The following is a 14,924-nucleotide window of genomic DNA, read 5'->3' as shown; positions in this document are numbered from 1 at the left end:
ATCCCAACTGCTCTTTCACGACTTGCCATATGGCGGACAACGTATACTGAAAATACGGGAGGAGAAAGGAAGGCAGCACACTCACCGTCTTCAAGCATTCCCGACAGCGATACCGGACAATCCAAATGCGATMATCACCATGTGGGGTCAATGCGTTTCGCTCATCGTAACCGTGGCGGTGCAACGGGCGCTTGGCCCGGCAATGCGGACACTTTTTCAGAAGAGGGAAGTCGTTTTCTTTTCCACGCTCTGCATACGTTTGGACGTCAATGCCAAAGTCATGAAATTGAATCACGTCCTCCTCCCCCTCCTATGAACCGATGGATTTTCTCTTCCGAAATAATTCACAAAAAATTTAGCACATTCTTTCAGAAAAGGGGAGAGGGCTTTCTGAAGGAATGTGCAAAAAAATGTCTCTTTTGTTCCGAAATAAAGTGATAATTTACACCATGTCATCGGGGGATGTTCGCTTGGCACTTCGACCATCTCAATCGCTCCGTCAACCGGACAGACGATGGAACATAAATTGCATCCTACACAATCTTCTTCGCGCACTTTTAAATATTCTTTTCCGTTTTCGTCTACGAGACGCTCAATGCATTGATGGGAAGCATCTTCACAAGAAATGTAGCACTTATTGCACTGAATACAGCGCTCACGATGAATTCGCGCCACAACCTTATAATTGAGGTCCAAATCTCCCCAATCAGAATACTTTGACACTGATTTCCCTACAATATCCATTACGGAAGCAATTCCTTTTTCATCAAGATAGTGATTCAACCCTTCAATCATATCCTCGATAATCCGAAACCCATGGTGCATAACCGCCGTGCACACTTGAACTCCTGTCGCTCCCATTAACATAAACTCAACGGCATCTCTCCAATTGGAGATCCCGCCAATTCCCGAAATCGGGATGCGGATACGCGGGTGTCGCGCGCATTCGGCCACCATATTTAAAGCAATGGGTTTTACTGCTGGACCGCAGTATCCCCCGTGCGCCCCCTTTCCTGCTACATGTGGAATCGTATTCCACGTATCTAAGTCCACCCCCATGAGACTATTGATTGTGTTGATCAAACTGATGGCATCTGCCCCGCCTTGGGCAGCCGCTTCAGCGGTCGCCGTAATATCGGTAATATTAGGAGTTAATTTGACAATGACAGGGGTGCGTGCCACCTCTTTGACCCAATATGTTTGTCGTTCGACCAATTCTGGCACTTGACCTGATGCCGATCCCATCCCCCGTTCCGCCATTCCATGCGGACAGCCAAAATTGAGTTCCAACCCATCCACGCCCACATCTTCTACTCGCTTCACAATCTCATGCCATTTTTCGCGCTTGGGCTCGACCATCAAAGAAGCAACGACAGCCCGGTCAGGAAAACGTTTTTTCGTCTCATAAATTTCCTTTAAATTTTCCTCAAGAGGACGATCTGTGATTAATTCAATATTGTTAAAGCCCATGACTCGCTGTCCGTTAAAACTGATTGCCGCAAATCGGGACGATACATTCAAAATAGGTTCCCCTAATGTTTTCCATACCGCTCCTCCCCAACCCGCCTCAAATGCCCTTTGCACTTGATAACCTGAATTGGTGGGAGGGGCGGAAGCGAGCCAAAATGGATTGGGGGACTTGATTCCCGCTAAGTTAATGCTTAAATCAGCCATTGCCGTTCCCTCCTCTCATTTAGGCCGTTTCACTTACTGCCTTTGTCAAATATCGATGAATCCCGTAAGCTGCTTCCTTCCCTTGCTGCGCTGCCACCACCACCATCGCTTCGCCTTTTCCTCTTTCAAAAATCACATCCCCACAAGCAAACACCTTCGGATTCGACGTTTGATAAGTTTCAGGATTCACCTTGACTACGCCATGATCGTGCTCTAATCCAAAAGCTTCAATCAATTCGATATGGCGCTCTTGTCCAATGGCTTTAATAACAACATCAACCGGCATAATAAATTCCGATCCCTTAACCGGAAGAGGGCGACGGCGGCCATCAGCGTCTGGTTCTCCCAATTCCATTCGAACGCATTCAACATGAGTAACCTTACCCTTACTGTCGCCAATAATCCTTTTGGGTGCTGTTAGCCAACGAAATTCGACACCATCCTGTTTGGCAAACTCATACTCAAATTCATAAGCTGTCATTTCTTCTTTCGTTCGGCGATATAAAATTTTTACATTTTCCGCTCCTAGACGCACCGAACAGGTAGCTGCATCAATCGCGGTATTTCCCGCACCTATCACAACTACCCTTTTCCCTACCAGCCGATCAGTCAACGGTTTTGTTTTCGTCTCTTTAATCAACTCAATGGCATCATATACTCCGTCCAAATCTTCTCCCGGGATTCCTAACTTTGGCACTTTCCCCATGCCAACAGCTAAAACAACAGCATCATAATTTTCTAGGAGCTCGTTTACTTCAATATCCTTACCAACCCTTGTATTCGTGCGGATTTGCACACCTAAGCTTTTGATTTGATTGACTTCCCACAACGAGATATTTTGAGGGAGGCGGAAAGAAACAATGCCATACGTGTTTAGCCCGCCTGCTTGGTTCTCCGCTTCAAAAATGGTCACTTCATACCCAAGACGAGCTAGTTCTCTGGCCGATGATAATCCAGCAGGTCCGCCGCCGACAATCGCCACTGTTTTTCCATTTTTTCGTCCCGCTTGGAATAACACTTCTTTATTTCGGATCGCCCAATCGGTCGCATATCGCTGCAATTTTCCAATCATAATGGGTTTTGTAGAATGATTTAAAACACAAGCCCCTTCACATAATTCCTCTGTCGGACATACTCTTGCACAACTGGCGCCAACCGGGTTTGACAACATAATCGTTTTCGCTGACCCTTTTACATTCCCAGAAGCAATTTTTTTGATAAAAGCGGGGATATCAATCCCTGTCGGACAAGCTCGAATACAAGGAGCGTCATAACAGTACAAACATCGATTCGCTTCTTCCATTGCTTCTCGATCTGTCAAGCCAGGCTCTACTTCTTCAAAGTTCTTTTCCAAACGTGATTGCTCCATCTCCATCCCCCTCGACGCGTCATTTTTAAAGAAAGGGAATAGAGTCATTCCCTCCTCCCCTTTCTCGTTACTTTCTATGGAAGTAAGGCCGTCATTTCACTATAGGTTTCCGGACGACGATCACGGTAAAATTGCCAAGTATCGCGCACTTCCCGAATCATCTTCTTATTCATGACGCCAATCACCACTTCATCTTGATCACGGCTGCCCATGGCCACAAAGTTCCCTCTAGGATCAACCAAGTAAGACTGCCCGTAAAACTCTCCCATGTTCCACGGCGCTTCATATCCAACCCGATTGATGGCAGCCACGTAATAACCATTGGCAACGGCATGAGCCGGTTGTTCCAGTTTCCATAAATATTCGGAGAGACCTGCTACCGTAGCGGATGGATTGAACACAATTTCAGCGCCTTTTAGTCCTAAAATTCGCGCTCCCTCTGGGAAATGACGGTCATAACAAGTATAAACGCCGATCTTGGCAAATGAGGTATCAAATACCGGATAGCCTAAATTTCCAGGCTTAAAATAAAATTTTTCCCAAAATCCACAGCCCTCGTTTCCTACCCCGACATGCGGAATATGCTGTTTGCGATACTTTCCTAAGTAGGTTCCATCGGCATCAATGACAGCTGCCGTATTATAGTAAGTAGCAATTCCTTCCCTTTCATAAATCGGTAGAACGATCACTACCCCCAGCTGTTTTGCTATTTCCTGAAACATTTTGGTCGTCGGACCATTTGGAATTTCTTCCGCCGCCTCATACCATTTTGTATTTTGCTCGGCGCAGAAATACGGGCCATAGAAAATCTCTTGCAAACAGATGATTTGTGCTCCCCGATCTTTTGCCTCCTTGACAAGCTTGATGTGCTTTTCAATCGCCTTTTCCTTATGAACCTCGACCGGCTCGTCCCCATGCACATTATGAGAAGCTTGGATCAAACCGATGGTCACTTGATCAGCCATGCTCCAATCACTCCTTCTTCATTTTATCGAACTTTAAGAATATTCTACATAGTAAATCACCAGCTTTTCATTATACATTTTGTTAAATAATAGAAAACATTGATTGTTCACTATGTAAATTTCAGCGAAATAAATATACAACTAGACCAAGTTACTCCCTAGGATTGAGAACATCAAAATGTGAGGAATAGTTACACATTTTACATAATGAATAGATTTCTCTTTTTCTTATTTAACAAATCGTATAATGAAAAATGTACATATTATAGATAGAATTTTCTTAAATTTATCTTTTATACACTGATTTTTAAAAAAGGGGGATATGAATGAAAACACAAATTGAACACAATGGGATTGTGGTCTTGACGGAGGAAGCCGCACAAGAAGCCAGTAGAAGTCCTTTATGGAATGATGACTTGCGTCCGACAACAAGGCAAGAACATTCATGGAAAGGAATCAATTTTGCTACATTGTGGATTGGAATGTGTTTATGCATCCCTTCATACACCATGGCCAGCGGCATGATTGCTTTAGGAATGAACTGGTGGCAAGCTGTTGGTACCATTTTTCTGGGGAATGTGATCGTCCTTATTCCGATTTTATTAAACTCTCATGCAGGAACAAAATTCGGGATTCCTTATCCTGTGTTTGCCCGGCTTTGGTTTGGAGATAAAGGCGCCCATATTCCCACTTTAGCCCGAGCCCTTGTAGCAGCCGGATGGTTTGGAATCAATACGTGGATCGGAACAGAAGCCATTGACACATTACTCATGGCATCATTCTCTTCGTGGGGGAATTTACCGGGACATACAGCCATTGTATTTGCATTATTTTGGATCTTAAATATCAGCATTGCTTATAGAGGCCCAGAAGGCATCAAAAAGCTAAGCGCAGTGGCTGCACCTGTTGTCGGGATTTCTTCCATCATTTTGCTCATTTGGGCATTTACGAACGCCGGAGGATGGGGACCGATTTTAGAGACTCCTTCTAAGTTCGAAACAACCGGTGAATTTTTGAAAGTCTTTTTCCCTTCTTTAACTGGCGTCATCGGCTTTTGGGCCACATTGGCATTAAACATCCCTGATTTTTGCCGATACGCACAGAGTCAGAAATCACAAATGGTTGCCCAAAGTTTATCCTTGCCTATTACAATGACTGTTTTTTCATTTATCGGAATTGCCGTAACCTCAGCAACCATTGTGATTTTTGGTCAAGCCATTTGGGATCCAGCTGTTAGCTAAATTTCCCCCATTTGTCATTCTGTTAGGGACTATTATTATTGTCATCTCTTCTGTAACTATTAATGTGGGTGCCAACGTGGTTGCCCCTGCCCGAGCGATCGAAAATTTATATCCGAAGCGAATTACATTTGGAATTGGCGCAATTATCACAGGACTATTCGCTATTTTATTGCAGCCATGGTATATTATGTCTAATTTTGGAAATTATATATTCGGCTGGCTTGGCACATACGCCGCTTTGCTTGGACCCATTGATGGCATTGCTATTGCGGACTACTGGCTCGTTCGCCGAAGACAGTTGCACCTAAAGGAACTGTACAAACCGAATGGCCGTTACAATTATGCAAATGGGTTCAACAAAAACGGAGTGTACGCACTGATTGTAGGAGTTGTTATTCCTGTCCTTGGTTTATTCATACCACCGCTTCGTTTTCTTTGGGACAACGCGTGGACATTCGGATTGTTCATTGCAATCGTTGTCTACACCTACTTAATGAAACACGACCAAAGCGTATTAAAGGAAGGAGAGTATGAACAAATCACCCTTTTCGATTCAAAACATCCCTGTCCTACAGAAATGGCAAAATAATGAGTCATTTACACCTAAACAGCCTATCGATGACAGAAGGCAAGCAGTGTTACTGGTTAAACGCTGACATCGCCCTCCCACGAGGGCGATGCCTTTTTGCAGGAAGCTGCTATTTTTCCTTGTCAATCCTGCCCCCAACCTTATCTACGCTTGGCATACAAAATGACAACTTTTCGAACTTTCCACAACATCTATTATATCGACAACGACTACGTTATATAATGACATTGAGCATAATTTCACAAATCAGGAGGCCTAAACATGATCGTCCACGAACTGACGGACATCGAACATCTATTCACTGAACAATTGCAAGAAGGCTACTATGTCATCCGCGAAACGTACCAAAACGTACTCGTGGAGCCGGAAGACGGCGACACCATCCGGCAAGTGGACGCTGGAACGGAAGAAGTCGTCACCATCGTATTTGATCCCGGCGACGAATACTCCCTCATTTGCCTTGACACCTACACGTTCGCCGAAGGCATTCCGTCCTTGGCGGAGCTTAAAGAAACGATTGCTGCGGAGTACGACGTCTTTGTCAACGACCGTTGGGCTGAGGCGTCATTGTAAAAAGCGCCTGAAACGACGGACATCAGGGACTCGGAACATAGACGCAACGCCTGTTTTACCAAAGCGCTTTTCATCAGCCGAATCGAAAAGCAGCCCGTCCACCTAGCGAGCGGGCTGCTTCGATTTCTTCTCGAACCGAAATACGCGAAAGCCAATATCAAGCTCTGTCTTCCCCGTTTCACGGACGATTTTCTCTCCCGCACGGCGGATGCGCTCGCGGCCGATGTCGCAAATCGTTCGAAACCCCACCCGATAGGCCGCCGACGTTTCCGCAAGCGGCTCGGGAAGTTGCACCATGAGAAACGACCGCCGGCCGCCGTCTTCAGCGTTTTGCTGCATGACGGCATGGGCCGTTGTCGCCGAGCCGGAAAAAAAGTCGAGGATGATGTCATTGTCCTTCGTTGTCAACGCCACCATGCGCTGAATGAGCTTCACCGGCTTCGGGTAATCCATCACCGCCAGCCCATCGAACAGCTCCTTCAGCTCTTTTTTCGCCTCCTGCGAATGGGACACCTCATCATGCGTCCAAATCGTAAGCGGTGTCACCGTCGGCTTCACTTCGCTTAAAAACCGCTTCAGGCGCGGCACCCCATTGCCGTCTTTGCCAAACCAAATGCGGTTGTCTTCCACCAGTTCGGTGAAGCGCTCTTTCGTCACCCGCCAGCAATACCCGTTCGGCGGGGAAACGACCCGGCCGCCCGGGGTCACGATGTCATAAATTTTTTCCGGAACCGGCGGACCGACCGACAAATCTCCTGACGTCCACGGCCCGCGCGGGTCGTTGTCCGGATTGGCATACCGCCCGTTCGCTTCCGGATGGCGCGGCAAGCCGTACCAAGCTAAACGATCGATATTTTTCGCGTAACAGAGGATGAAGTCATGGTTGCGCGAGGCAAACTTGTTCATATTCACAGGGGAAAACGCCCGCTGCCAAATGAACGTGGCGACAAAATTCCGCTCGCCAAAAATTTCATCGCACATTTTTTTCAAATTCGCCTGCTCTGTATCATCAATAGAAATAAACATCGCCCCTGTCTCCGCCAACAGCGTTCTCGCCACCCAAAGGCGCGGGTACATCATATTCAGCCAGCCGGCATGGCCGCACGCTTCTTCCTGGATCCCGCTAGAAACAACGGCTTTCCCCTTGCGCCAATTGTCTTTGTACGTGAGCACTTTTCCTGTATTGTACGGCGGGTCGATGTAAATCATTTGGATGGCCCCTGCATGCGACGTCCGCAGCAGTTTTAATACTTCTAAATTGTCCCCTTCAATATACCAATTGTTTGTTGTCTCCCACTGCTTGCTCGCTGCCTGATCCGGCCGCAATACTCCGGACGCAGGCGTTTCAGCGAGCCGCCTCGCCTCTGCCTTCCCCGGCCACATGAACTCATATGCTTCCTGCCGTTTGTGACCGCCAAACACCCTCTTCAGCCACTCCCAATCGATGCCCCCATCCACAACCGCTTCCGGAAAGAGCTTTTTGATCACCTCAAGCCTTGCATCCGACACCGGTCTTCTCCCGCCGGCATTTGCCATGGCACGCCCTCCCTTCCCCTCCGCCATCTTGTCCGCAACGTTTTTTTGTCCACGAAAAAGAGATCGTATTTCCAATATTTCGCCATGGCAAACCGTTTTCCTGCCACAACTCTTAGCTAAAAAATATCCCCACCTCCTGCAAACGGAAGCGGAACGTAGAACGTTTCATGCGAAGCGATTCCCTTATCAGACAAGAGAATCCGCCGATCGAACACGAAAACAACGCTTTACACAAGCTGTCTTCGCCCCACCACCTTCTCAGCGACCGCTTGCTGGATCTCGCTCATATTAAACGGAATAATGACATTTTCGGCTAAATGGCGCTTGCTTTCAAGCAATTCATGCATCAATTCCTCTACTGTTCCCTGCGGAAAGTGGGAACTGTCCCTCGTAATAATATGGTAGACATACACGTCCTTTTGCTGGCCGATGCGATATGCACGGTCAGTTGCTTGATTTTCGACCGCTGGATTCCACCATCTTGTGTAATGAATCACATGGTTGGCACTTGTGATCGTCAAGCCGACGCCGGCCGCTTTTGGGGATAAAATCATAATGCCAAAGCCTTGCATTTCATTAAAACGTCGAACAATCAATTGCCGATTTTTCGTATCGCCATCAATCACTGGAACAGAAATGCCGTATGTCTCCATAAAGATTCGTTTTAAAAGAAAGTGTAGTTTGCGAAATTCAGTAAAGATGAGCACTTTCTCTCCCTTTTGCCGAATCGTTTCAATGATGTGCATCGTTTCTTTCAGCTTCGGCACTTCTTGATAAGAGAGCTGTTCATATTTCGGAATGACCGCACCGGGATGGCCGTACAGTTGACGGAGTCTCATAATCATATTCAAAATGGCGACCTGACCAACTTCTTTTGTGGCCAGCATTGACTGGGCAATCTCCTTCTGTATGGGCGAAGCTTCAACATAAATCGGCGGAACAAGGTGTTTTTTAGGCAAACGGCCATCGAGAATTTGTTGCTTCGTGCGGCGCAAATAGTACGGTTGGAGGGCCGCAAGCAACGCATCATAGTCCGACGTTTCTACATAGCGGAAGCGAAATTCTTTTAGAGAGCCTAAAGCGCCGGGCTGGACAAAGTCCATAATCGCCCAAAGTTCGTCTAAACTATTTTCGACCGGCGTGCCGGTCATCGCTAAACGGAAACGTCCTTGCATGGCGCGAATGGCGCGTGAGCGCTGGCTAGTATGAGATTTAATGTTTTGCGCCTCATCACAAATAATCGCTTGAAATTCAATTTTCCCCAACAGAAGCTGGTCCATTTTGAGCGTGTCATAGCTTGTCAAAACGATATCAAACTGTGAAATGAGCTGCGACGAAGACAACCGTCCTCTTCCTTTATGAATATATAAACCGTCCAACAAGCTTGGGGCAAACTTTTCGATTTCCGCCACCCAGTTCTCAATAAGGGCTATCGGCAGGACGATCAACGTCGGCTTCAACCGCCCATTTGCTTTTTGATGCAGCAAAAACGCAATGACTTGAATGGTTTTTCCAAGCCCCATATCATCGGCAAGCAGGCCGCCCCTTTCTTGCTCTGCCAAGTGACAGAGCCACTCAAAGCCTTCGATTTGATGCGGAAAAAGCTCCGCTTGCAGCTCGGATGGAATCGGATAGCGCCGGCATGATGCCTCTTGGGCGCTGTCTATCTTGTATTCAAGTTGTTCTTCGTTATCTTTAATATCAAGAATATACCGGCGCTTCAACGCTTCATCGGCGTCTTTCGGCAGCTGCAGCAGCTTCCGGCGCAATAAAGGATCTAGGTAAATCCATTTGCCGTTGTATTCGACATATTGCTGATCCGGATATTTTTCCATCAGTTCGCGCAAAAACGTCTCATCGTACGGAACGGTATGCCCGCTCTCCTCATCAAACCATTGCATTCCGGTCCGCTCATGAAAAAAAGGGCGAACCCGTTCAATCGGGATAAGGCCGCGGACACGTTCTGAAAACTGGTCCAAATCAAATAAATAATCATGCTCAGGCAAGACGGCAGCCGGATTTTCCAAAAACAGCGGCACTTCTTCTCCCGTAATATGCCGTTTTTGCTGCAAATGCATCATATCAGCATGAACCTGCTCCGTGCTGACGAAACGGCTGCGCCCATGGCCTTTTTTTATGCTGCTAACCCGTTGCAGTCGTTGAAGATGGCGGGTTTCCTCCTCATTTCGTCCTTTAACGACAAGCTCGATATGGTCATGGCGGTGCACAGCAACGTCCACATCGTACGCATCAACGACGTGATACGTTTCGTTTTGTAAAAAGTTTTCAAGTTCAATTCCTGCTTCGTTGGCCAGCTGTTGGCAAATGCCGATTTTTTCATATCCTGATTCGTACGATCCCAAAAGCGCTTGTTTCAGCCGATATACGCGTTCCGGGAGCAACATGAGACGGTCTGGCAGCACATAAATCGCCCCAGCCTGCTTCCCAACCCGATCTAAGTTGCGCCCGCCTGCATCAAACAGTTGCAAAACTAAGTCCGCTTCATGCGGCAACGAACGAAGTGAGAGCTTTCCGCCCACTTGCTCCTCAACAACGGGAAGCCCTAAATGTTGGAGCACTTCTTTGGCGCTTTCGTCTTTCAGCAATTCATAATACTCGCTATACGGCAAAGTCGAATCGACAAGAACGCCCGAGTCGTAAAGCTCCTCCCAAGCGACATACTGCTGAAATCCTTGCACTTTGTAATATTTTTCGATGTCTTCTTTGGCCATAGGCAGCTTCAGTTCGGCGACGGTTTTGCCGTCATGCAACTGAAACGAAAAATGAATCCCATCCTCATTCGGCGTCAAAACTGCCTTCATCATTTTCCGTTTCTTTTTGAAGAAGAACATCCCTTCTTACCTCCCAGCCGAGTTCTCGGCGAAGCCATTCATCAAATTTCCATTGCCACCCACCGTTATGGCGCAGCCAGCCGCCTGGAATTGTCAAATCTCTATCCATCAGCTCGGTTCGTTTCACTTCCCGCACTTTTCGCCACGCCTTGTTGGCAAACTGCTCGCGTTCGGCGAGCATCCGGTCGATTTTGGGCTGAAAATGGCGCCGGAATACGTCGGCGCGGTAAATATAAACCGCCCCAGTTCCGAGCACTTCCATAATGACAACGTCATGAAAATACATAATCAACGTCGTGCGTTCATCCGTCACAACGACATCCTCTAGCTTTGGAATAAACTTTTCCCAATATTGAAACCGTTCATGGTTTTTATTCACGCCGCCAAAAAAGTCTTTCAATTCCAACCTCATAATCCACCGAGCAAACCGCTGCTTTTCCTCTTCCCCGACATATCTCCATAGCATTGGTTTTCTGTGATACGTTTGCAACTTTTCAAATATCAATCTTCCGAGCGGCTTGACGTGATTCAGTTTGCACTTTTTGATCAATGCGTTCGCCATTTTTTGTTGCTGCTCATTTGTCGAAGAAACAAACATATCCCGGTACAACTCTTGTTCTTTGAGAAAAAACGATTCATCGGCCAGCTGGAAAATTTCCATCAGCACGAGTTTAAACAACGGGAAATTTTTCGTTAAATAAAACGTCTCCAATTCCTCTAAAATGCCTTTCTCGCTTTCATACGCCGTCGTCGCCAAATATACAATCGGGTCTTTGCTTGACAAATAACGCCGCCATTTTTCGCTCTTTTCTTTTTCCATTCTTTTTTCAATTTTTTCGATATGAGAGGCATAAGCATAGCGTAAAAGCTTCCAAATTTCATCCAAATCACATGTTTCATACAACACATCGACCAACACACGAAAAAGGCGGCGCTCATGACGAACGTGTTGCTGGATCACATCAATCATCGCTTTTTTCATCTCTTCCGGAAGCTCTTTTTTATATAAGTTTGGCAAAAGAATCTTTTCCCGCCTCGACAACTGTTTGACCCATTGTTCGAATGCCGAAGACGGTGCATCGACTAGCCCCGCAAACTGGTCGGACAGCCGTTCGAGCAGCCCCCGATATTTCTCATTGCTGTTTTCCATTGTTTTCTCCAAAAGAGGCGGACGCACTTCGCGCAGCCATCGTTTCAGCAATACCGGTTCATACTCATACTTCATTCGTTCACCAACTTTTCAATGGCTTTAATTGCTTCATCGTCCTTAAGACGGAATAAAAATTCAACCCGGCGTGATCGGTCAGGATCATACTTGCCGTTTTCATCCGTCAGCGGATTGCTGAAGCTCCGGCCATTTGCAGTAATGTACTTTTTCGACAGCTCCCGCTCTTTAAAATTAGGAAACTCTTTACTATAAATATACTCTAAAACGGCGTATGCCCGTCGCTGTGACAAAGACATGTTGTACATGTACGTCCCATTTCGGTCGGTATGTCCTTCGATAATGATACTTGAAATTTCATCTTTAAACCGATCCTGCAATAAAATCCCCATATACTTAGGAATAAATTGTTGCAAAAACGCCTTCCCCTCCGGAGAAATTTCCGCCGAGTTCGATTCAAACAAAATGCTGCCGGGAAAGCGGATGGCTCCTGTTTGCTGATCAATCTCAATGGCTAGATTCGACTTCTTAAACGCTTCTGTTAAAGCCCGAATGATCTCCGTTTTGACGCTGACAACCTCTTCAATTTGTTTTTCTTTCTCTTCTAACAATTCACGGTAGTCAAGGATGACAAACATCAACAACAAGGCAAACACCATCAACATGGCGCTCATTAAATCCGCATAGGACATCCAATAATTAACTTCCGTCCGTCTCCGATATTTCATGTTGAAGCCCCTGCTTTCCATTTATCCAGATGATCGACTAAGTCTTCCATATTCTCAATGAAATCGTTCTGAACCTCACTGAACTGATAAACGAGCCCGCTCACTTCCTGAACGGCTTTTGTCAACGTCTCATCAAAGTGTTGATACGTTTTGCTTAGACCGCTGTCAATGTTCTCCGCAAAATCTTTCATTGAAAGATGAAGGGCTTCTGTAATCTTCGCCAACTGTTCTTTCGTCATCGCCCAGTTTTGCTGCAGCGTCGCGATTTGCTCTGTCATCTCATTCATGTACACTTTCGTCGTTTGTAATGCTTCCTCCACCGTTTCATTTGTCTGCGCACGCAGCTGCACAAGCTCTGGAAGAAGCTGTTTTTGCGCTTCCTGCATTTTAAGCAGCTGCTCCTTCAGCTCGCGAACGCGATTGAACGTTTCGCGCAATTCGGAAACGAGCGGGGACAGCGCAGCCACAGCCGACTGGACATCGCCGAGCAGCTGCTGCGAATCATGCAGCGATTCTTTTTGAATGCGGAGAGACTCCTCAAACTTGTTCGCCATCGTTTGAAAGGACGCGGAAAGGGAAGATGCAGCATGAACAAGCTGTTCGAGCAACTGGCTGTAATGCGTTTCGACCTGCGCATTAAAGTGGGTAAAACGATCCACCAGATCGTCGTATTTTTGAGCGAGCAACTGGTTGCTCCGCATCACTTCTTGTTGGACTGGGAGATGGTCTTTTGTCAGCTGCTGCAACTGATAAAACGTTTCTCCTAATCCGTTCATTATGCCTGCCGTTTTTTGATAGCTGTCCTTCATCAGCTCAAGTTCTCCAGCCATCTTTTCAAATTGCGCAAACATTTTTTCCGTCCGCTCAAGCGTCATCGCCTGTCGCTCTTCCGTATAAGCAAAACGGCTTGTGAATGACTCAATCGTTTTCATCATTTCTGAGTGAAGCACTTGCGATTGTTGGACAAACTCTCTAAACTTTCCAATCGACTGTTGTGTCCCGCCTGTAATCTCATCAACAAGCCGACTCGTCACATCGGCGCTTGTACTTTTTGTCAACTCAATTTGCGACTCAAGCAGCTTCGCCTGCGTCTCCATCCCTTCATGCAGCTGGGCGAACTGGTCATGAAGCTGACCGAACGCTTGCTGCAGGCTGCCGTGCGACTGCTGAAGCGATAGAGCGATCGGCTGCATCGCCCTTTCAAGCGCATCAGTCAGCAGCGTCTTCAGATGGTCAGCCTGGTGGCGTGATAACTTTTCTAAACGGTTAAGAAACAGCTCCTCATCATCGGTGCTAAGCAAAAAGTCAAGCCGCTCGGAATGCCAGTCGATATTGCGCTCAAGCACGCCACTGATCCAGCGGTCGAACATCGTCCATATTAAAGAAAGCAACACGCCCCATACAGAAGTGTAAAAGGCGACTTTCATCCCATTTATTAAACTATCAATTCCAGACCGCAACATTTCTGTATCACTGACATGCAATTGAGCCAATCCTACCGAGAGACCAACGAAAGTGCCAAGAACACCGAGACTGACGTGAATGCCCGCCCCCATGTCCATCAATGTTCGGTAGCCCATATGATGGTACATCACATCAAATCCAAAAAACGGCTCTACATTAATGCGCTCATCCTCATTTTTCTGCGATACGCGATTATAATACCGCTCCCAAAGTTCTTTATATTTCGACTTTTTCACTTGGGCAAAAAGATTGTGAATGGCCTGATCAATCTCGTAGACGCTTCCATCTAAAGGACGGTTTAATTCCAAAAGCTTTGGCTTCAACTGGTTCATCACCGCAATCTCCCTATGAATGCGGACAAACTGCCAAACAGCCATCACCAAAAACAAACTAAACTGAAAATAAAGAAACAAATCAGTAAAACCTTCATTTCCGATTTTGTTAATCAAGGAAAACAACGTCTCAAAAACGGTATACAACGTCCCTCACCCGCGCTTTCTATTGTGTAAAGTTATCTGTTGCTAAGAAAAATCCAATCCGTTCCATTCGTCCCCTTCGCTGTTCATCTGATTATTCACTGGAATGGCAAAAAGCGTTCTTCTCTCCGATTCTTACAAAATCATTTTACAGGCGTTACGACCTATCGGCAATATGTAACAAAATAACAATTATATAGATGACTTGGCCGTCCAAAAAAATCGCCATGCCCTCCCTCCTCCGGCACAGAAAACAAAACGAGCCAACAAACGGAGAAGGCGGCATAGCGGA

The 14,924-nt window shown here is 46.5% G+C and carries 9 protein-coding genes and 2 pseudogenes; 2 read left to right on the top strand and 9 right to left on the bottom strand.

The genetic code is table 11. The features are described from left to right. The 4 genes and pseudogenes from AP057_RS14410 to AP057_RS14395 all read right to left on the bottom strand — a co-directional run. Positions 1–295: DUF6431 domain-containing protein (locus tag AP057_RS14410; protein ID WP_082432221.1), on the bottom strand; the 295-nt coding region annotated here is incomplete at its 3' end. A 152-nt stretch (positions 296–447) separates the two neighbouring features. Beyond that, positions 448–1,674 (bottom strand): annotated as a pseudogene (gene preA, locus AP057_RS14405) (NAD-dependent dihydropyrimidine dehydrogenase subunit PreA); the annotation flags it as partial. Between the two features lie 19 nt (positions 1,675–1,693). Next, positions 1,694–3,043: an NAD(P)-dependent oxidoreductase gene (locus AP057_RS14400; protein WP_200910079.1), complete on the bottom strand. Its 1,350-nt coding sequence runs from the start codon at positions 3,041–3,043 to the stop codon at positions 1,694–1,696. 74 nt (positions 3,044–3,117) lie between these two features. Further along, positions 3,118–4,008, bottom strand: coding sequence for a nitrilase-related carbon-nitrogen hydrolase (locus AP057_RS14395; RefSeq protein ID WP_055359056.1), 891 nt, complete (start codon positions 4,006–4,008; stop codon positions 3,118–3,120). Between the two features lie 326 nt (positions 4,009–4,334). On the opposite strand from AP057_RS14395, the pseudogene AP057_RS14390 reads away from it, so the two are divergent. Both AP057_RS14390 and AP057_RS14385 read left to right on the top strand, forming a co-directional pair. Continuing rightward, positions 4,335–5,838: pseudogene (locus tag AP057_RS14390) on the top strand (NCS1 family nucleobase:cation symporter-1). A gap of 261 nt (positions 5,839–6,099) precedes the next feature. Further along, positions 6,100–6,411 (top strand): hypothetical protein, encoded by a 312-nt coding sequence (locus AP057_RS14385; RefSeq protein ID WP_055359055.1) that lies wholly within the window; start codon positions 6,100–6,102, stop codon positions 6,409–6,411. A gap of 102 nt (positions 6,412–6,513) precedes the next feature. Here AP057_RS14385 and AP057_RS14380 read toward each other — a convergent pair whose 3' ends face one another. From AP057_RS14380 to AP057_RS14360, 5 genes are all read right to left on the bottom strand, one after another. Continuing rightward, positions 6,514–7,947, bottom strand: a complete 1,434-nt coding sequence (locus AP057_RS14380; RefSeq protein ID WP_055359054.1) for a site-specific DNA-methyltransferase — start codon at positions 7,945–7,947, stop codon at positions 6,514–6,516. A 227-nt stretch (positions 7,948–8,174) separates the two neighbouring features. Continuing rightward, positions 8,175–10,799, bottom strand: coding sequence for a DEAD/DEAH box helicase (locus tag AP057_RS14375; RefSeq protein WP_055359053.1), 2,625 nt, complete (start codon positions 10,797–10,799; stop codon positions 8,175–8,177). After that, entirely contained in the window at positions 10,744–12,024 is a 1,281-nt protein-coding gene (locus AP057_RS14370; protein WP_055359052.1) for a hypothetical protein, read from the bottom strand. The genes AP057_RS14375 and AP057_RS14370 overlap by 56 nt, the downstream gene beginning before the upstream one ends. Next, positions 12,021–12,692: an OmpA family protein gene (locus tag AP057_RS14365; protein ID WP_055359051.1), complete on the bottom strand. Its 672-nt coding sequence runs from the start codon at positions 12,690–12,692 to the stop codon at positions 12,021–12,023. Before AP057_RS14365 ends, AP057_RS14370 begins: the two co-directional genes overlap by 4 nt. Beyond that, a complete protein-coding gene (locus tag AP057_RS14360) occupies positions 12,689–14,635 on the bottom strand; it encodes a MotA/TolQ/ExbB proton channel family protein (RefSeq protein WP_055359050.1) in 1,947 nt (648 codons plus the stop codon). The genes AP057_RS14365 and AP057_RS14360 overlap by 4 nt, the downstream gene beginning before the upstream one ends. Positions 14,636–14,924 lie beyond the last annotated feature (289 nt).

Origin of the sequence: Geobacillus sp. Sah69, from assembly GCF_001414205.1 — a bacterium.
GTDB classification, from domain to species: domain Bacteria; phylum Bacillota; class Bacilli; order Bacillales; family Anoxybacillaceae; genus Geobacillus; species Geobacillus stearothermophilus.
The sequence above is the reverse complement of the archived record's forward strand: the minus strand, read 5'-3'. Positions and strand labels throughout refer to the sequence as shown.